Genomic DNA, 17,879 nt, shown 5'->3' with positions numbered 1-17,879 from the left:
CTCTCGCCGAGGAGTGTTGAGTGCATGTCATCAAGGTGTCAAGGGATCCGTCGGTGTTCGAGCCGGAAAGATTTCAACTTCCGAAGGCTTGCCGAGGATTGCAACTCACCAGTTAACTCAAGACGTGAACTAAGCGCCGACGCCGCGCATGGACCCTGTCCCCACGTGCGTGCCGTCGGCGTTCCCGCGCACCTCCCCGACGCACCCGCAGGAATCCTCATGAGACTCAGAGCCCTGGGTGTCGCGCTGGCCGCCACGGCAGCCCTGATCACCCTGCCCCTGACCCACCCATCGGCGGCCGCGGCCGCAGCGGCCGACGTGAACCTGTCCCAGGGCAGGACGGCGACGTCCTCCACCACCGAGAACTCCGGCACTCCCGCGAGCGCGGCCGTGGACGGCGACACCGCCACCCGGTGGTCCTCGGCATTCACCGACGACCAGTGGCTGCAGGTCGACCTCGGGGCCACCGCCTCCCTCAGCCGAGTCGTAGTCAACTGGGAGACCGCCTACGGCAAGGACTACAAGATCCAGGCCTCGAACGACGGCAGCACATGGACCGACCTGCGCTCGGTCACCGGCGGGGACGGCGGGACCGACACCCTCGACGTCTCCGGCCAAGGCCGGTACGTACGGCTCCAGGGCATCCACCGCGCCACCCAATGGGGCTACTCCGCATGGGAGTTCCAGGTCTTCGGCACCACGGGCAACGGCACCGGCCCGATCCAGGGCGGCGGTGACCTCGGCCCGAACGTCATCGTCGTGGACCCCTCCACCCCCAACCTCCAGCAGAGGTTCGACCAGGTCTTCGCCCAGCAGGAGTCGGCGCAGTTCGGCTCGGGGCGCTACCAGTTCCTGCTCAAGCCCGGCACCTACAACGGCATCAACGCCCAACTCGGCTTCTACACCTCGATCTCGGGCCTCGGGCTGAACCCCGACGACACCCAGATCAACGGTGATGTCACCGTCGACGCGGGCTGGTTCAACGGCAACGCCACCCAGAACTTCTGGCGTTCGGCGGAGAACCTCGCCATCAGGCCGTCCAACGGCACCGACCGCTGGGCGGTGGCCCAGGCCGCGCCCTTCCGCCGCATGCACATCCAGGGCGGCCTCAACCTCGCGCCCAACGGCTACGGTTGGGCCTCCGGCGGCTACATCGCCGACTCGAAGATCGACGGCACTGTCGGCCCGTACTCCCAACAGCAGTGGTACACCCGCGACAGCTCCGTCGGCGGCTGGACCAACGGCGTGTGGAACATGACGTTCACCGGGGTGCAGGGCGCGCCCGCCACCAACTTCGACTCGGGCCCGTACACCACCCTCGACACCACGCCCGTCTCCCGCGAGAAGCCGTTCCTCTACCTCGACGGCAGCAACTACAAGGTGTTCGTACCCGCCCAGCGCACCAACGCGCGCGGCGTCTCCTGGCCGGCGAACGCCGGCACCTCGCTCCCGCTGGACCAGTTCTACGTCGTCAAGCAGGGCGCCTCCGCCGCCACCATCAACCAGGCGCTGGCCCAGGGGCTCAACCTGCTGTTCACTCCCGGGGTCTACCACCTCGACCGCACCATCGACGTGACGAGGCCCGGCACGGTGGTGCTCGGCCTGGGCCTGGCCACGCTCGTGCCGGACAACGGCGTCGACGCCATGCACGTGGCCGACGTCGACGGCGTCCGGCTCGCCGGCTTCCTCATCGACGCCGGCCGCGCCAACTCCGACACGCTGCTGCGGATCGGCGAGCCCGGCGCCTCCGCCGACCACTCGGCCGACCCCACCACCATGCAGGACGTCTTCGTCCGGATCGGCGGGGCGGGCCCGGGGCTCGCGACCAACTCCGTCGTCGTCAACAGCGACGACGTGGTCATCGACCACACCTGGCTCTGGCGCGCCGACCACGGCGACGGTGTCGGCTGGGACACCAACCGCGCCGACTACGGCCTCAAGGTCAACGGCGACGACGTCCTGGCCACCGGGTTGTTCGTGGAACACTTCAACAAGTACGACGTGCTGTGGAGCGGAGAGCGGGGCCGCACGATCTTCTTCCAGAACGAGAAGGCCTACGACGCCCCGAACGCCGCCGCCATCTCCCACGACGGCATCGTCGGCTACGCGGCCTACAAGGTCGCCGACACCGTGACCCAGCACGAGGCATGGGGACTCGGCAGCTACTGCAACTACACCTCGGACCCCTCCATCGTGCAGCACCACGGCTTCCAGGTACCCGTCAGGTCCGGTATCAGGATGCACGACCTGCTGGTCATCTCGCTGGGCGGCAAGGGCCAGTACGCCCACGTCGTCAACGACACGGGAGCGCCCACGTCGGGCACCGACACGGTGCCCTCGAAGGTCACACAGTTCCCCTGACGTACGCCGAAGCACCGTCCCCGGCCGGAGGTTGCCGTATGCACTGCGGCCCGACCTCCTGCCGGGGGCGGTTCAGGCGTCCGCAGGGCGCTCCCAGCGGGCCGCGGCCATCGCGGCGGCCGCTGCTTCTCGTACGGCTCGTACGGCCGGCTGGTCGCGATGCCCGGCCTGCCAGCCGAGAGCCGACACCGTCGGGGACAGATCCACCACGTCGACGTAGCGCACACCGGGACGGGGGAAGAGCTCGCGGGCCGCCGCGGGCAGAAAACACATGCCCCGTCCCGCGGCCACCGTGTGCAGCAGCCCCTCCATGTCGGACACGACGGGGCCGTAGCGCACCCTCGTGCCGTCCGGGCGCGGGTCCACCGCCCAGAAGTCCCACCATACGCGGGGCACTTCGGGAGGGACGTCCACGAAGACCCGCCCGCCGAGGTCGGCCAGGGAGAGCTCAGGACGCCGGGCCAGCGGGTCGTCGGCGGGCAGGCAGGCGATGCGCGGCTCGGTGGCCAGTTCCAGCAGTTCGACGCCGGCGGGCACAGGGGGCCGGAGGAAGGCCACGTCGATGTCGCCGGAGAGCAGCCGGACCAGATGTTCGGCGAAGCTCAGGGTCCGGATCTCCACGGTGAGCGCCGGATGGAGTGTGCGCAGGTGATCGAGGACCGCGTGGGTGTAGGGCATGGCGGCCTCGGCGCCCACCGCCCCCACCACCACATGAGCGGAGAGCGTGCGGGCCCACTGTCCGGCGCGGACACGCAGGCGGCCCATCGCCTCCACGGTCGCCCGCGCCTCTTCGGCCAGGGCGCGGCCCGCGTCGGTGAGCGCGACACGGCGGCTGTCACGTGCGAACAGCGGCACACCGAGGCGCCTTTCCAGGTCCTGGATCTGGCGGCTGAGCGTCGGCTGGGTGATGTGCAACCGCGCGGCGGCCCTCCCGAAGTGCAACTCCTCGCCCAGCGCCAGGAAGAGCCGCAGCTGATGCAGGCTCGGCTCGGTCGTTCCCTCCGGATCAGGCACCGCGCACGTCCTTAACCTGCGGCCATAGCGGCCCCTGCATCGATCGGGCCCATATTCTCATCGCCCGCGCGATAGGGGACCGATCTTCTCCGTGCCACTCTGAAGAACCGCCGCCCCGTCCGGACTGACCACCGGCACGGCCGGCGGTGACAACGGAAAACGGGGGAGAACAATGCTGCGTATTCACTTCACAGCGGCAGACCTGGCGCGCGTCCACTTGGCGCGTGAGCCGGATCCGGTGTGGGAGACCTTGCTGAGCCTGCACCAGCTGAGCGGGCCGAGGCGGGGGCTGCCCGTCTTCGCCCACTGGCGGCGCACCGCACGGGCCGGACTGGCCGCTAAGGGACTGGCCGCACCGGCCGGAATGCTGGCCGTCCTGGCCCCGGCCTCGGCGAGTTACTGGCCCGATTTCCTGACGCCCGGCGCCTCGGCCGACGGTCTGGAGGCCGCGGTCGAGGAACTGCGCGCCACCCCACGGTCACGGCTGCGCCGGGAAGTGGACCGGATGGCCGCCGTCCACAGGCTGCCCCGCTGGGCGCACGGTCTCGGCTCGGGCGAGCGGACGGTGATGGAGGAGGTCGCGACCGCGTTCCGCTTGGTGCACCGTACGATCGTGGCGCCGGACTGGGCCGGAACGGACCGCAGCACCGAGGCCGACCGGGCCCTGCGGACCCGTACTCTGCGCGATCGCGGGGTCCACGGGCTGCTGGACTCCTTCCGTCCGCTGATGACGTGGCGTCCACCCGTGCTGCACGTGCGCTACCCCGAGGACCGGGACCTGCACCTCGGCGGCCGCGGTATCCGGCTGATCCCCTCGCACTTCTGCTGGAACACACCCATCGCGCTGGCCGACCCCACCCTGCCGCAGGTCCTCGCCTATCCCGTCGCCCATCCCGCGACCTGGGTACCAGAGGCCACCCGCGAGCGGCGCGCCGAGGCCCTGGCCGCCTTGATCGGCCGAACCCGCGCCCGGGTACTGACCTGTGTGGGCACCGCCGCGACCACCGGGGAGATCGCCCGGCGCCTGGGCATCTCGGCCTCGTCGGCGAGCGAACACGTGGCCGCCCTGCGGGCGGTGGACCTCGCGGACAGCCGGCGCGACGGCACGTGCGTGGTCCACACGCTCACCCCGCTGGGCGCCGCACTGCTCAGCGGCGATCTGCCGACGCGACGGCCGACTGCCGTGCCCGACACCTCGTCCCTGCGTGTGGTCGTCCGGGGCTGAGAGCCAACCACCAGGTCGTGCACGGCAGTTGCGCGAGGCCCCACGGGCTGCCGGACCGGTCAGGGAAGCCGGTCCGGCGAACCGACACGTCGAACAGGCCGCTGAGCCCACCGCAGTCGGCGTGCGGTGGGCTCAGCGGCCGTATGTGGTGCCGGGGTCAGGTCAGCCAGCTGCCCGAACCGCACTCGGAGGCGGTGACCCAGCGGTGGGACCTGATGTGGTCGTTCACGACCTGCCCCGTGTTGGCGAAGTAGTTGTCCGTGAGGAGGTCGGCCCACCTCTCACCCGGAGCGAGGCAGACGTACCCCTTGTCGTACTGGTAGTCCTTCTCGGCGTAGAAGGCGACGACGTCCCGGCCTCCGATGAACCCGCTGTTCATCACGGAGGAGGCCACGATCTGGTCCAGGCCCCGGAACACTCCCTCGCTGTCGCCCCAGAAGCGGTCGTCTCCCTGGTCCTGGCCGAGGAACCCGCCGTCACAGCCGTAGTCCTCCCAGGCCCGCACATAGCCGTCGCGGCCCGGCCACTTGCTCCCGCAGACCCACTCCTGCGTCCCCGCGGAGGCGGAGGTGGCCGGTGCCATGAGTCCGAGGGAGGTCAGGGCGACGACCAGGGCTGCTGTTGCTGATCTGCGCATGACGTACTCCTTGCTGTCCGCCTCCGAGCGAGGCATGGGTTGCCCACGGACGGGCCGTGGAGATGAGGGGAGGTCAGACCCGAGGGCCGACGATCTTCTCGGCGCGGTCGAGCGCCTGGTGCTCCAGGCGGGAGTGAATGTCGAGCACGTCGCCGTAGCGGTCGCGCAACTGGGCGACGTAGTGGCGCTCGCGCTCCTCGCCCACGGACCGGAGGTGGGTGGCTCGCGCGCAGGTCGCGTCGGCCACGGCCAGCTTCCGCTCGGCCTCGAAGACCTTCGGCTCGGCCGCCCGGTCAGACCGCGCGGTCGCCGACTGGCGGGCGGCACCTGGGTCCCTGAAGTCGTAGCCCACCTTCTCCATACAGCGCGACCAGGCTTCCTGCGCCGCCGAAAAGCGCCGATCGGCCAGCACCTTGGGTACGTAGAGCGATCGGAGGTGCCCGGTGGTCTTCTCCGCCCGGAACCATTCCCGGGGATCCCCGTAGAGCTTCTTCTCGGACTCGGCCACACAGCCGCCCATCTGCTTGCTCACGGTCCCGCCACCGGGTATCTCGACGGAGATCACGGGCACGTCCAGTCCGCCGTCGAGGGCCTTGTCATAGGCCTGGCGCCGCTGTGCGGAGAGGGTCTTGCGGTAGGCGAGGTTGGGGTTGGCGGCACGGGCGGCGGTGTCCTCGGCCCGCAGGCGGCTGCCGTAGCCGTACTCGCGCGCCCAGCCCACGTCGTCCAGCACGTAGCCGAGCGTGCGACTCTCCGCCAGGCTGAGCCGCTCGGCCTCCCAGAACTCGAAACCCTCGCGTCGCATGCACGCGCCGATCAGCCGTTGCTGGGCGTCCGAGATCCGCAGTTCCTCGGCGTCGGTCAGGGGAGCGGACCGGGCGGCCGGCAGGCCCACTGTGTGCTGCTGGGCGCCATCGGTACCGGCGCAGCCGGTCAGGACGGCCGACACCAGGAACATGCCGATCACTGCCTTGCGCATGGCGTCCTCTCGTGTGGGGCGTGTCGTGCCGGGGCTCGGTCGTGACCGCGGTCACCGGCGGTCGTGGTGGTCCTCCGGCAACTGCGTGCGCCTGCGTATCCGACGATCGGGCTTCGTATCCAGTACGGCCGTCCAGGGACGGTCGGTCGAGTCGGCGGGGTCGGCGGGGTCGGCGGGTTGGTGCCGCGAACAGGTGACGGTCGCCGGAACTGCCCGCGCGGCGGCCGTCGTTGCACGGCACAAGGGTGTCCGCTGTCAGCCGGACGGGCCAACACCTTTCGGGGAGAGCCGAAATGGGCAGGGTGCGGGTGCCGCCCTGCTGGGAGCTTGCCGCGGGGGAGGAGTCAATGCCGGAGAACGACCGCCCGGCCTGCGCGCGACGAGGGCCGGTGTCAGCCGAGGTGTCGGGCGAAGAACCGCACTGTGCTGTCCGTCTCGAAGGCGGGGACCTCGCCATGCCTGCCGGGGTTGGCGTGCAGAGTCTTCTCGGTCGAGGCGAAGGCGTCGAACAGTGCCAGGCTCTGGGGCCGTGGCACCCGTTCGTCGTCCCACTGCATGAGGAACTCCACCGGAACGGCGACCCGTGCGGCGGCCTCGGCCGACACGTCGGCACCGCCCAACCCCAGCACCGCCGCCCGGATTCGGGGCTCGGCGGCGATGAGCGGGACCCCGAGCACGCAGCCCAGGGACAGACCCCAGTAGCCGACCGGGCCGGTGCCGACGTGACGGAGCTTCTGGACCGCGCTGAGCACTGCCTGCCATTCCGGCACGATCTGGCGGACCACGAGGGCCTGGAAGTCGGCGATCAGCGGGGCCAGTTCCCCACCGCTGCCGAGCCGGATCTCGTACTCGGTGGCGACCCGGGTGAACTCCTCGTGGTCCGGCCGGTCACCGTGGCTGGGCGCATCGACGGCCACCACGGCGAAACCGCAGTCGGTCACGAACCGGCGCGCACGATCGGCGATGTCAGGGGCCTTCTTGTGCTGACCGCCGCCGTGCCCCATGGCGATCAGGGGGCGGGTCCCTTCGGCATCTCGTGGAGTCCAGAGCACGCCAGGGACGTCGTCGAGGTGAAAGAGCTGTTCCACGACGCCGTCGGATGCAGTCGGCGAGCTGAAGCGCACGGCGTTTCGGGCCTTTCGGGATGCCTGCCGCGGAGGCCGCGTCTCCATGACGGTAGCTCGCGGGAGGACGCCTCCCCGCGGGATCTTGCGGGCGCGAGCAGCCCGTATGGCAGGCTCATGCCGCGTGATCGACGAATACGCGAAGGACACCCTGCACGGGAGACTGCGGCGGGACCGCGAGGCGCTGCTCTGGAAACTCGACGGCCTGTCCGAGTACGACGCCCGCCGACCTCTGACAGCGACCGGGACCAACCTTCTCGGCCTGGTCAAACACGTGGCCACCGTCGAGGCCAGGTACTTCGGCGAGGTCTTCGGCCGCCCGTCCCCGCAGCCGCTGCCCCGCTGGCAGGACTCCGACGGCAGCGATCTGTGGGCGACCGCGGACGAGACCCGCGATCAGATCACCGGGTTCTACCGGCGCACCTGGGAACACTCGGACGCGACGATCCGCGAACTCACCCTCGACGCCCCCGGCCATGTGCCGTGGTGGTCGGAGCCACATCCCAACACGAACCTGTTCGCCGTCATGGTCCACGTCCTGGGCGAGACCATCCGGCATGCCGGGCACGCCGACATCCTGCGCGAGGGCCTCGACGGCCGGACCGGGGTACGCGCCGAGAACGAGCGGCGGACCGATGACGAAGTCCGAGCGGCGTACTGCGCGAAGATCGAACAGGCCGCCAGGTCGGCGACCGCAACGAGCGAGGCGCACTGAGCGTTTGCTCCGCTGTGGTCGTCCGTCTCGGGACGAACGTGAACCGGCGAGCGGGAACGTCGGCGCCCCACCTCCCTGCCGAGTTCCCCCGCTTCCAGCGTGACCGCAGCGCTGCCCCCGGCCGGCACTGTCACCGGCCAGGGGCAGCACCGTACGGGCGTGCGCGTGCTCTGGAGAAGGCAGCTCGGCGGCCGCCGCCCCGCTCCCGGTTAGGAGAGCGGATGGAACTGGGGCCCGTAGGTGCTCCGGCTCCCGGGGAGTTCGGTCTCCATGAGTCGTACGGCGGGTTCCTCCAGGGCGCGCATCGCGTGGATGGCCGTGCCCAGGGCGCGGGGGCCGCCGTCGGCCCAGGCCGCTTCGAGGGAGGTCAGCACAGTGGTGTAGGTGGAGTCGAACCTGTCCAGAAGCTGCTGCACAGGGTTCGACGGCTGGGACCAGCCTCCTACCGGGACCCGGGCCATGGGGCGGGCATCGGGGAAGGGCACAGGCGCCCCGGTGAACGTCCAGCCCTCGTCGGTCTGACGCAGTTCACGGCCGTGGTAGATCTCGGCGAAGGCGTAGTAGTGGGCCGGGTGGTCGTCGGCGAAGGAGTCGGCGGGGGAACTGCTCGTGCCCTCGCCCTGTTCCCTGATGATGTCGATGGAGTGCTCCGCGTCGAGGAGTGTCCTGACCGGCCGCAGCTCGTCGGAGCCGATGCGCGCGCTGAGCTGCCCGCGGGCCGACATCTCCGGGGCCACGGCCCGAAGACCGTCCAGCATGGCGCCGTAAAAGGCACCGATGCTGTGCGAGGCGCTGTCGCTGAGGGCGAGCGGTTCCTCGGGTGCCTCGATGGTCATCATCATCTGCACCAAGGACTTGGTGAGACCCGACAGGTACACGGTCACGCCGGGGCGAACGCCACCGGGCAGCGGACCGGGGTAAGTGGGTGCCGCCGCTTTGATCCGGGGTCGCCCGCCAACGGCCACGAGCAGGTTGCTCACCACACCCAGGTGGTACATCTCGTCGTCGATGATGCGCCGGATCAGTCGCGCGGCGTGCGAGCCGCGGTCGCCGATGGACCACCAGCCGCACAGGTACGGCGGGATGGTGGACAGCTCCAGCTCCACGGCTACCTGAAGCGCCGATCGCAGCCACTCGATGTCGCGGCCGACCTCGGGGACGGCCAGCAGGCGGGCCACGGCACCGGGCGGAGCCGGCTCGGTCGGCCCGCTGTGGGGGCCCGTGGCGGCCGACGCCGGTGCGGCGGCCGCGATGACCGGCGCACCGGCCGCCACGGCAGTAGTGGCCAGGAAACTTCTGCGCTTGAACACGGCCCCGGCCTGACTCTGCACGTCTTCTCTCACGCCATCACCCTCGCCTCACGGTCGCGGCCCCGCCTGCACGAAGACATGCGGGTCCTCGGATCAGCTCGCGAAGCTAGCAGGCATCACCACAGATCAGAGCCCTGACGGGCGAGCACGACACCACCGCCACCCTGTCAGGCCAATCCGTCAGCCTTCGGGAAGTCGCACGGTCCGAGTGCCGGTGGAGGGGGCCTGGCGTCGACCTTCAGAGATGTTCGGTACGCCGGGGGTGTCGTGCGGATGTGTCCCGTCGGAGGTCGGGCATGGGTGAGGTCGGGCCGGATCAGTCGGAGGTGAGTTCCGCCAGCTGGTCGGCGGCGACGGCGTTGCCCCGTGCGGCCAGCCGCCTCAGCTCCTCCAAGTCCTCGTGCTCGGTGGCCAGTTGGATCAGCTCATCGGTGGCCGTGGCGTCGCCGCCGTCGGACAGCCGGCGAAGTTCCTTGAAGTCGCCCTGCGTCGCCTTGCGGAGTCGGGCAACTCCGACGCGGCTGACGAGCTCGTCCAACTCGCCTCGGAGCAGGTTCCTTCACGTCACCGAGTTCCGCGGCGAGCTGGACGAGTTCGTCGGTGGCGTCGGAGTCACCGTTCGCGGCACGTTCACGCAAGGCGGTGAGGTCGGCTTGGGACATGGACGGTGACCTTTCCAGGGTGTCGGATCGGGTCAGGTCGGCCCGGCCTTCAGTCTCGGTCAGGTGAGGCCGGGCGCCCTGAGGCCCCCGCACCGTATCGCCACCGACCCTGGGACCGAGTCGGTTCCGGACATCGACGGCCTGGACGAGAGGTCGGCTACGAGGGGGCAGCGAGGGGTCTGCTGCGAGGGGTCCTCGTAGCGCCATACGGCGTTCAGCGCGTCCGTGCGCGGCAGCTGTCGGTGCCACGGGCCCGGTACGTCGGCCGGCGGGTGCCCGCCGTCCCCCGGGTCGGGAGCAGAGCGGAGAGGAGGGCGCCGGCATGCCGAGCCGTGGCAGTGCGCGCGGGCCCGACCGGCTGCCCGCATTCAGATCCCGGAACCCGCGCCCGAGCGGCCGTAGTGGTGGTCGCTCCGGAACCGGTGGAGAGCCCCGTTGGCTCACGCCGTGCGGCGAGGGCGTATGGGTTGCGTCAAAGGCGTGGGTGTCGCCGTATGGGAGCCGTCAACGGGTGGCCCGATCCGGCCGCAGGGGCGTTTTCCTTGCATCGTCCCTGTTCAACGCACCTCAACTCCAGGAGTTCGCGATGGCCGATCTGGCCTTCGTCGTCATCATCGTCGCGGTTTTCGCGCTGGTGGCTCTCGTCGCCAAGGGGGTGACGAAGCTGTGACCGCCGAGAACATCGTCGGCCTGATCGTGGCCGTCGCCCTGCTGGGCTATCTGGTCCTCGCCCTGATCTTCCCGGAGAGGTTCTGAGCCACGACATGGGACCCGTACCCGCAGGCCTGCTCCAGCTGCTCGCCCTCATAGGCGCGCTGGCGCTCGCCTACATCCCCCTCGGCACCTACATGGCCAGGGTCTACTCCTCCGACAAGCACTGGCGCGTCGAGAAGTGGACCTACCGGGCCATCGGCGCCAACCCCGACGCGGAGATGACCTGGACCGCGTACCTGCGCGGAGTCCTCGCCTTCTCGGCGGTCAGCGTTCTCTTCCTCTACCTGCTCCAGCGGCTCCAGGGAGTCCTGCCCGGCTCGCTCGGCTTCGACTCGGTGAATCCGGCGCAGTCGTTCGACACGGCCGTGTCCTTCGTGACCAACACCAACTGGCAGTCGTACTACGGCGAGCAGACCATGGGGCACGTCGTCCAGACGGCCGGTCTCGCCGTGCAGAACTTCGTCTCGGCGGCCGTCGGCATCGCGGTGGCGGTCGCGCTGGTCCGGGGCTTCGCGCGCTCGCGCACCGGTGAACTCGGCAACTTCTGGACCGACTTGGTGCGCGGCACCCTGCGGATCCTGGTTCCGGGCGCGGCGCTCGCCGCGGTCGTGCTGGTCGCCTGCGGTGTGATCCAGAACTTCTCCGGGATCCACGAGGTGGGCCAGTTCATGGGCGGCTCGCAGCAGTGGAACGGCGGTGCCGTCGCCTCGCAGGAGGCCATCAAGGAACTGGGGACCAACGGCGGCGGTTACTTCAATGCCAACTCGGCGCATCCCTTCGAGAATCCGACGCCCTTCACCAATCTCTTCGAGATCTTCCTGCTGCTGGTGATCCCGTTCTCGCTGACCCGCACCTTCGGTGTGATGGTCGGCAGCGTCAGACAGGGGTACGCGATCCTGGCGACCATGGCCGCCATCTGGGTCGGCTTCGTCGGCCTGATGATGTGGACCGAATTCGCCCACCACGGACCGGCGTTGCAGCTCGCGGGCGGTGCGTACGAGGGCAAGGAGGTACGGTTCGGCGTCGGCTCCTCGTCGATCTTCGCGGCGTCCACGACCCTGACGTCGACCGGTGCCGTGGACTCCTTCCACTCCTCCTTCACCGGGCTCGGCGGCGGCATCACCCTGCTCGGCATGATGCTGGGCGAGATCGCGCCCGGCGGCACCGGATCCGGCCTCTACGGCATGCTGATCATGGCGGTGATCGCGGTGTTCATCGCCGGGCTGATGGTCGGCCGTACGCCGGAGTACCTGGGCAAGAAGATCGGGACCCGGGAGATCAAGCTCGCCGCCTGCTACATCCTGATCACGCCCGCGCTGGTGCTCGTCTTCACGGCGGTCTCCATGGCGCTGCCGACCCCGCCGCACTCGATGCTCAACTCGGGCGCGCATGGCTTCTCCGAAGTGCTGTACGCCTTCACCTCCGCCGCGAACAACAACGGATCGGCCTTCGCCGGCCTGAACGCGAACACCGACTGGTTCAACACCATGACCGGGCTCGCCATGCTGTTCGGCCGCTTCCTTCCCATGATCTTCGTCCTGGCGCTGGCCGGCTCGCTCGCCGGGCAGCAGCCGGTGCCGCAGACCGCGGGCACGTTGCGCACCGAGAAACCCCTGTTCACCGGCTTGCTGGTGGGCGCGATCCTCATCGTCACCGGTCTGACGTACTTCCCGGCCCTCGCACTGGGCCCGCTGGCCGAGGGGCTGGCGTCATGACCGCTCGTACCGAAAGCCACGAGGACTCCATGTCCACTCCCACCCTTGCGCCCCACCAGGACGCGCCCACGGGCCACAAGGCTGCCGAGGGCCGTGTCGGCGCGGGCCTCTTCGACCCCCGGCAACTGCTGAAGTCGCTTCCGGACGCCTTCCGCAAGCTGGACCCGCGGGTGATGGTCAAGTCCCCCGTGATGTTCGTGGTGTGGATCGGCTCCGTCCTGACCACCGTCTTCTCCTTCAAGGACCCCGGTGACTGGTTCGGCTGGACCATCAGCGCCTGGCTGTGGCTGACCGTGGTCTTCGCCAACCTCGCGGAGGCGGTCGCCGAGGGGCGCGGCAAGGCGCAGGCCGACACGCTCCGCAAGGCCAAGACCGACACGGTGGCCCGTCTGACGGACGGCACGGAGGTCCCCGGAACGGCGTTGAAGATCGGCGACCTGGTCGTCTGTGAGGCCGGTGACGTCATTCCCGGCGACGGTGACGTCGTCGAAGGTGTCGCGTCCGTCGACGAGTCGGCGATCACCGGTGAGTCGGCGCCGGTCATCCGCGAGTCCGGCGGTGACCGCAGTGCCGTCACCGGTGGCACCAAGGTCCTCTCCGACCGGATCGTCATCAGGATCACGACGCGGCCGGGCGAGACCTTCATCGACCGGATGATCAACCTGGTCGAGGGCGCGGCCCGGCAGAAGACGCCCAACGAGATCGCGCTGAACATTCTGCTGGCCTCGCTGACGATCGTCTTCCTGCTCGCCTGCGCCACGCTGCCGCCGTTCGCGGACTACGCGGGCACCCACCTGACGATGGTCGTGCTGGTCGCCCTGCTGGTCTGCCTGATCCCGACCACCATCGGCGCCCTGCTCTCCGCCATCGGCATCGCGGGCATGGACCGTCTGGTCCAGCGCAACGTCCTCGCGATGTCCGGCCGGGCGGTCGAGGCCGCCGGTGACGTCTCGACGCTGCTGCTCGACAAGACCGGCACCATCACGCTGGGCAACCGGCAGGCCGCCGAGTTCGTACCGGTGACCGGTACGACCGAGACTCAACTCGCCGATGCCGCCCAGCTCTCCTCGCTGGCCGACGAGACGCCCGAGGGCCGCTCCGTCGTCGTACTGGCGAAGGAGCGGTACGGCCTGCGCGAGCGCGAGCTGGTCGGAGCCGAGTGGATCGCCTTCACCGCCCAGACACGCATGTCCGGTGTGGACGTCGACGGACGCAAGGTCCGCAAGGGCGCGGCCGGTTCGGTCATCGCGTGGGTCGAGGGGCAGGGTGGTGAAGTCGCCTCCGCCGCACGGGAGTTGACCGATCGGATCTCCGAGGCGGGCGGCACCCCGCTGCTGGTCGCCGTGGAGGACGCCGAGGGCGCCCGGGTGCTGGGCGTGATCCACCTCAAGGACGTCGTCAAGGAGGGCATGCGCGAGCGGTTCGACGAGCTGCGCCGCATGGGCATCAAGACCGTCATGATCACCGGCGACAACCCGCTGACCGCGAAGGCGATCGCCGAGGAGGCGGGCGTCGACGACTTCCTCGCGGAGGCCACCCCCGAGGACAAGATGGCCCTCATCAAGCGTGAGCAGGCGGGCGGCAAGCTCGTCGCGATGACCGGCGACGGCACCAACGACGCCCCCGCGCTGGCCCAGGCGGACGTCGGCGTGGCCATGAACACCGGTACATCGGCCGCGAAGGAGGCCGGCAACATGGTCGACCTCGACTCCAACCCGACCAAGCTGATCGAGATCGTCGAGATCGGCAAGCAACTCCTCATCACCCGGGGCGCGTTGACGACGTTCTCCATCGCCAACGACGTCGCCAAGTACTTCGCGATCATCCCGGCGCTGTTCGCCGCGGTCTACCCGGGCCTGGACAAGCTCAACATCATGGGCCTGTCCTCACCGGACTCCGCGATCCTGTCCGCCGTCATCTTCAACGCGCTGATCATCATCGCGCTGGTCCCGCTCTCCCTGAAGGGCGTGCAGTACCGGCCGGTCAGCGCCGACAAGCTGCTGCGCCGCAACCTCACCGTCTACGGCATCGGCGGACTGATCGCCCCCTTCGTCGGCATCAAACTCATCGACCTGCTCATCTCCCTCATCCCCGGGATCGGCTGACAGCCATGAACAACTCGGTCACGAACACCACCCGGTTGCTCGGGGCGGGCCTGCGTGCCCTCCTCGTGCTGACCCTGGTGACGGGTGTCATCTACCCCCTGGTCGTCACCGGCCTCGCCCAGACGCTGTTCCACCACAAGGCGAACGGCTCCGAGATCGCGTACGACGGCAAGGTCGTCGGCTCCTCGCTGATCGGTCAACAGGGCTATAGCCTCGACTACTTCCAGTCCCGTCCGGCGAACGGACTCGGCACCAACTCGACCAACACCCGGTACAAGCTGATCCTTTCGGGCGCCACCAACCTCTCCGCCGACAACAAGAAGCTGATCGCGTCGGTGGAGCAGGAGAAGGCGAAGGTTGTCAAGGACAACTCCGTGCCCGGCTACACGGTCGAGCCGTCCCAGGTCCCGGCCGACGCCGTCACCTCCTCCGGCTCCGGCCTGGACCCGGACATCTCCCAGGCGTACGCCGAACTCCAGGTGCACCGGGTCGCCGCACGCAACCACCTCCCGGTCTCCGCGGTGGAGAAGCTGGTGAAGGACCACACCGACGGCCGCACGCTCGGCTTCGTCGGCGAGCCCCGGGTGAACGTCCTCGAACTCAACATCGCGCTCAGGGCGCTCGCGGCCAGGAGCTGACGGGGCCACCCGGCCCACCGGGGAGCCGGCGGCCCGCGACGACCGGGTCCGCCGGTTCCCGCAGCCATGACCAGGTACATCACCCGATGTACGACAGGAGGGCGCACGCCGATGGCAGGGGCGCTGGTGGGGGAGGACGACCCGCGGCTCGTTCGGGCCCTCGTCATCGATCTCCCGACATGGACGTGTCGAGGTCATCAGGGGCCCGAGCGGCTGGACCCGGGTGCCGATCCTGGTGCTGTCCGCCCGGCAGGGCTCGGAAGAGAAGGTGCGCCCGTCGAGACGGCGGACTTCAGCATCGACCGGCCGGCCAGGAAGTACCAGCGAAGGAGTCCGGCCGTACCTACCCCCTGCCGTCAGGATCCGGCGGCACGGTCTCGAACTCCCGCTCAAGGTCGCCGCTGTCGAGCCGCAGCCCCCACATGTTGTGGCGATGCACGGCCGCGAGGTCGCTCTGGAGCGGGGACGGCGGCACCGCGAGGACCGGGCAGGCGGCATGGGCCAGGCAGTAGCGGCTGACCGACGGGCGCAGTGCGCGACGCAGCCGGCCGCGCCGACCGGCACCGACCATCAGGAGGTCGTCCTCCCGGTCGGCCATCTGCACCAGCGCCCGCCCCGGGGTCGCGCGGGCGATGACGGCCCGCATCGGGAGCCCGGGACCGTCGCCCCCGAACACCTCGCCCAGCGCCGTGAGCAGCGTTTCCCGGGCGAGTTGCTCCCACTGTCCGACCATGAGGGCCGTGGCCGGGGACCTGCCGACGGCGAGCTCCCCGCCGGGCGGCTCCCACGCCAGCACCGGCCACAGCTCGGCCCCGCGGTGCCGGGCCTCCTCGGCGGCCCGGGCCAGAGCGGTGAGGCTGCCCAGTGAACCGCTCACTCCCACCACGACGCGAGCGGCTGCGGGCGGACGGACCTCGAACATCGTCTCCTCCTCGAATCGTCTCCATCTCATGCCCGTTGAGAGCGTTTCGAACAGGTTCTGCGCCCTTTTCCGACACACCTCCGACGGCCGCTGGTCACTGCCGGTGCAAGCCCTCCTACCCCTGAGAGGCGCTCCAACGAGGGTCGCGGCCGAGGTGACGCAGGAGGATCGCCACGTCGTCTTCGCCCTGCTCGGGAGGCAGGGCGGCGGCGTACGCGCCGTAGGAACGAAGCGGCTCGACGATCTGCCTGGCGACCTTGAGGAGCGGGCGGGCCAGCGCGGGCGAGAGCGGGGACGGCCGGCCCGTCGCCACAGCGATGTCCCACGCGTGGACCGCCGCGTCCAGCCCGCAGGCCGTCGAGCCGGACCACGGGGACATCGTGTGCGGCGGCACCGGCGTGGACACCTCGGCGGCGTCCCGGTCGACGCCCGCCCAGGCCCTCGCCGCGCGCGTCAGGGCGTCCTCCAGGAGCGTCTCCGGCTTCACCCCCGCCATGTCGCCCGAGGGGGCGAACGGGTCGAAGTCGGGGCCGGGTTCGCCGGTCAGCGCGGCGGCGAAACCGATCTGGTCACCGACGGCGTGTTGGAAGACCTGGGTGACGGTCCACCGCGTGCAGGGCGTCGGCAGGTGCCAGCCGTCGGCGGGGACGGCGCGGACCGTCACGCGTAGTGCTTCGTGTGCGGCGTCCAGGACGTCCCAGCCGCTTGAGATCACGCCATCGCTCATCCCGGAGCCCCCATTCGTGGTGTCATCACGCGATGAAGGGTGTTGTCACGGGACCGCCTTCGGCAAGTGGTCCGCGGCAGCTCCAGTCCGGTCATGCCGACACCCGTCGCATCCGATACCATCCGATAAGAGTGCTTTTGGGCTGGTGCCCCACAACTGGTGCCCCAAAGGGGATGCACATCCTTCGGAGTGGCGCATGTCCCGCAAGGGCCCCGCATACGACGGCGACGAGCTGCTGGCCAGACTCGGCTCGCTGACCTCCAGGGCGCGTGAGTACGCGGAGCTTCAGCGCTCCCGGGTCGAGCTGGCCATCGCCCTGCAGCGCGGCATGCTACCCGCGGAGATGCCCACGGCGCCCGGATACCACCTGGCAGTGCGCTACGCGCCGGCCTGTCACGGTCTCAACGTGGGCGGGGACTGGTACGACGCCTTTCACCTCCCGGACGGGAGGATCGGGCTGTCCATCGGGGACGTCCAGGGACACAACATCGAGGCCGCCGCCTTCATGGGGCAGGTACGCGTCGGCCTGCGCGCACTCGCCTCCGTGACGAGCGAGCCCGGCGAACTCCTCGCCCGGACGAACGACCTCCTCCTGTCCCTGGGCACCGAGCTGTTCGCCACGTGCACCTTCCTGCGCCTCGACCCGGCCACCGGCGTGCTGGAGAGCGCGCGGGCCGGGCACATCCCGCTCGTCTGGGCGACGGCGGACGGAAGGAGCGGTATCGGCACCGACGAGGGGGGCCCGCCGCTGGGTATCGAGGCCGGCGTGACGTACCCCGTCACCTGTCATCGGCTCACCACGGGAGGCGTGTTCGTCCTGCTCACGGACGGCGTGGTGGAGGGGCCGTCCATGGAGGTCGGTCAGGGCCTGGACCAGGTCGTACGGCTCGCCGGACGCGCGGCCGTGGCGGGCATGGACGCCGGCGCGCTCGCCACCGCCGTGATGCGGGGCGCGGACCAGGTGGGGCACGAGGACGACGCCGCGGTGCTCGTCGTCGGCTACGAAAGGTCCGAATCTCAGCCGTAGGGCG

The 17,879-nt window shown here is 70.1% G+C and carries 17 protein-coding genes and 1 pseudogene; 10 read left to right on the top strand and 8 right to left on the bottom strand.

Annotated features, from left to right (window positions below; all coding sequences use genetic code 11):
* Positions 1-219: 219 nt before the first annotated feature.
* The gene (locus EHS43_RS05655; RefSeq protein ID WP_125189419.1) at positions 220-2,361 is read left to right on the top strand and encodes a discoidin domain-containing protein; all 2,142 of its coding nucleotides are present in this window, start codon (positions 220-222) and stop codon (positions 2,359-2,361) included.
* A gap of 72 nt (positions 2,362-2,433) precedes the next feature.
* Here the strand turns inward: EHS43_RS05655 and EHS43_RS05650 are convergent, their stop codons facing one another.
* A complete protein-coding gene (locus EHS43_RS05650; RefSeq protein ID WP_260470397.1) occupies positions 2,434-3,375 on the bottom strand; it encodes a LysR family transcriptional regulator in 942 nt (313 codons plus the stop codon).
* Between the two features lie 172 nt (positions 3,376-3,547).
* On the opposite strand from EHS43_RS05650, the gene EHS43_RS05645 reads away from it, so the two are divergent.
* Positions 3,548-4,600: a helix-turn-helix transcriptional regulator gene (locus EHS43_RS05645; RefSeq protein ID WP_125189418.1), complete on the top strand. Its 1,053-nt coding sequence runs from the start codon at positions 3,548-3,550 to the stop codon at positions 4,598-4,600.
* 157 nt (positions 4,601-4,757) lie between these two features.
* Here EHS43_RS05645 and EHS43_RS05640 read toward each other — a convergent pair whose 3' ends face one another.
* From EHS43_RS05640 to EHS43_RS05630, 3 genes are all read right to left on the bottom strand, one after another.
* A complete protein-coding gene (locus EHS43_RS05640; RefSeq protein WP_125189417.1) occupies positions 4,758-5,237 on the bottom strand; it encodes a hypothetical protein in 480 nt (159 codons plus the stop codon).
* A gap of 73 nt (positions 5,238-5,310) precedes the next feature.
* Positions 5,311-6,216 carry a hypothetical protein gene (locus tag EHS43_RS05635; protein WP_125189416.1) on the bottom strand — a complete coding sequence of 302 codons (906 nt, stop codon included), beginning with the start codon at positions 6,214-6,216 and terminating at the stop codon, positions 5,311-5,313.
* A 392-nt stretch (positions 6,217-6,608) separates the two neighbouring features.
* A complete protein-coding gene (locus EHS43_RS05630) occupies positions 6,609-7,340 on the bottom strand; it encodes a dienelactone hydrolase family protein (RefSeq protein ID WP_125189415.1) in 732 nt (243 codons plus the stop codon).
* A 124-nt stretch (positions 7,341-7,464) separates the two neighbouring features.
* Between EHS43_RS05630 and EHS43_RS05625 the strand changes: the two genes are divergently transcribed.
* On the top strand, positions 7,465-8,055 hold the full coding sequence (locus EHS43_RS05625; RefSeq protein ID WP_125189414.1) for a DinB family protein: 591 nt from the start codon (positions 7,465-7,467) through the stop codon (positions 8,053-8,055).
* Positions 8,056-8,264: 209 nt separating this feature from the next.
* Here EHS43_RS05625 and EHS43_RS05620 read toward each other — a convergent pair whose 3' ends face one another.
* Positions 8,265-9,398 carry a ferritin-like protein gene (locus tag EHS43_RS05620; protein ID WP_125189413.1) on the bottom strand — a complete coding sequence of 378 codons (1,134 nt, stop codon included), beginning with the start codon at positions 9,396-9,398 and terminating at the stop codon, positions 8,265-8,267.
* A gap of 283 nt (positions 9,399-9,681) precedes the next feature.
* Positions 9,682-9,903 (bottom strand): hypothetical protein, encoded by a 222-nt coding sequence (locus tag EHS43_RS47035; protein ID WP_221740718.1) that lies wholly within the window; start codon positions 9,901-9,903, stop codon positions 9,682-9,684.
* Positions 9,904-10,538: 635 nt separating this feature from the next.
* Here EHS43_RS47035 and EHS43_RS46225 point away from each other — a divergent pair.
* The 6 genes and pseudogenes from EHS43_RS46225 to EHS43_RS47435 form a co-directional block, all read left to right on the top strand.
* Positions 10,539-10,697 (top strand): hypothetical protein, encoded by a 159-nt coding sequence (locus EHS43_RS46225; protein WP_185806121.1) that lies wholly within the window; start codon positions 10,539-10,541, stop codon positions 10,695-10,697.
* A complete protein-coding gene (gene kdpF / locus EHS43_RS05610; RefSeq protein WP_037659531.1) occupies positions 10,694-10,783 on the top strand; it encodes a K(+)-transporting ATPase subunit F in 90 nt (29 codons plus the stop codon). The genes EHS43_RS46225 and kdpF overlap by 4 nt, the downstream gene beginning before the upstream one ends.
* A gap of 8 nt (positions 10,784-10,791) precedes the next feature.
* A complete protein-coding gene (kdpA, locus tag EHS43_RS05605; protein ID WP_125189412.1) occupies positions 10,792-12,456 on the top strand; it encodes a potassium-transporting ATPase subunit KdpA in 1,665 nt (554 codons plus the stop codon).
* The gene (gene kdpB, locus EHS43_RS05600; protein WP_185806120.1) at positions 12,453-14,561 is read left to right on the top strand and encodes a potassium-transporting ATPase subunit KdpB; all 2,109 of its coding nucleotides are present in this window, start codon (positions 12,453-12,455) and stop codon (positions 14,559-14,561) included. The genes kdpA and kdpB overlap by 4 nt, the downstream gene beginning before the upstream one ends.
* A gap of 5 nt (positions 14,562-14,566) precedes the next feature.
* Positions 14,567-15,199 carry a potassium-transporting ATPase subunit C gene (locus tag EHS43_RS05595; protein WP_125189411.1) on the top strand — a complete coding sequence of 211 codons (633 nt, stop codon included), beginning with the start codon at positions 14,567-14,569 and terminating at the stop codon, positions 15,197-15,199.
* A gap of 111 nt (positions 15,200-15,310) precedes the next feature.
* Positions 15,311-15,470 (top strand): annotated as a pseudogene (locus EHS43_RS47435) (DNA-binding response regulator); the annotation flags it as partial.
* Positions 15,471-15,542: 72 nt separating this feature from the next.
* On the opposite strand, the gene EHS43_RS05585 reads toward EHS43_RS47435, so the two are convergent.
* Both EHS43_RS05585 and EHS43_RS05580 read right to left on the bottom strand, forming a co-directional pair.
* Positions 15,543-16,151: a universal stress protein gene (locus tag EHS43_RS05585; RefSeq protein ID WP_260470396.1), complete on the bottom strand. Its 609-nt coding sequence runs from the start codon at positions 16,149-16,151 to the stop codon at positions 15,543-15,545.
* An 85-nt stretch (positions 16,152-16,236) separates the two neighbouring features.
* Entirely contained in the window at positions 16,237-16,848 is a 612-nt protein-coding gene (locus tag EHS43_RS05580; protein WP_125189410.1) for a TIGR03086 family metal-binding protein, read from the bottom strand.
* A gap of 196 nt (positions 16,849-17,044) precedes the next feature.
* Between EHS43_RS05580 and EHS43_RS05575 the strand changes: the two genes are divergently transcribed.
* Complete coding sequence (locus tag EHS43_RS05575) at positions 17,045-17,875, top strand: PP2C family protein-serine/threonine phosphatase (RefSeq protein ID WP_125189409.1); 831 nt, start codon at positions 17,045-17,047, stop codon at positions 17,873-17,875.
* Positions 17,876-17,879 lie beyond the last annotated feature (4 nt).

This window comes from Streptomyces sp. RP5T, from assembly GCF_003933965.1.
In the GTDB taxonomy this organism is placed as follows: domain Bacteria; phylum Actinomycetota; class Actinomycetes; order Streptomycetales; family Streptomycetaceae; genus Streptomyces.
This window is presented reverse-complemented; position numbering and strand designations above follow the sequence as displayed.

What these genes read in the sequence shown, in the direction of transcription:
- EHS43_RS05655 (WP_125189419.1), top strand. Translation starts at nt 220, where the DNA reads ATGAGACTCAGAGCCCTGGGTGTCGCGCTGGCCGCCACGGCAGCCCTG.
- EHS43_RS05575 (WP_125189409.1), top strand. Translation starts at nt 17,045, where the DNA reads ATGTCCCGCAAGGGCCCCGCATACGACGGCGACGAGCTGCTGGCCAGA.
- EHS43_RS05640 (WP_125189417.1), bottom strand. Translation starts at nt 5,237, where the DNA reads ATGCGCAGATCAGCAACAGCAGCCCTGGTCGTCGCCCTGACCTCCCTC.
- kdpB (WP_185806120.1), top strand. Translation starts at nt 12,453, where the DNA reads ATGACCGCTCGTACCGAAAGCCACGAGGACTCCATGTCCACTCCCACC.
- EHS43_RS05580 (WP_125189410.1), bottom strand. Translation starts at nt 16,848, where the DNA reads ATGAGCGATGGCGTGATCTCAAGCGGCTGGGACGTCCTGGACGCCGCA.
- EHS43_RS05645 (WP_125189418.1), top strand. Translation starts at nt 3,548, where the DNA reads ATGCTGCGTATTCACTTCACAGCGGCAGACCTGGCGCGCGTCCACTTG.
- kdpA (WP_125189412.1), top strand. Translation starts at nt 10,792, where the DNA reads ATGGGACCCGTACCCGCAGGCCTGCTCCAGCTGCTCGCCCTCATAGGC.
- EHS43_RS05585 (WP_260470396.1), bottom strand. Translation starts at nt 16,151, where the DNA reads ATGAGATGGAGACGATTCGAGGAGGAGACGATGTTCGAGGTCCGTCCG.
- EHS43_RS05595 (WP_125189411.1), top strand. Translation starts at nt 14,567, where the DNA reads ATGAACAACTCGGTCACGAACACCACCCGGTTGCTCGGGGCGGGCCTG.
- EHS43_RS05635 (WP_125189416.1), bottom strand. Translation starts at nt 6,216, where the DNA reads ATGCGCAAGGCAGTGATCGGCATGTTCCTGGTGTCGGCCGTCCTGACC.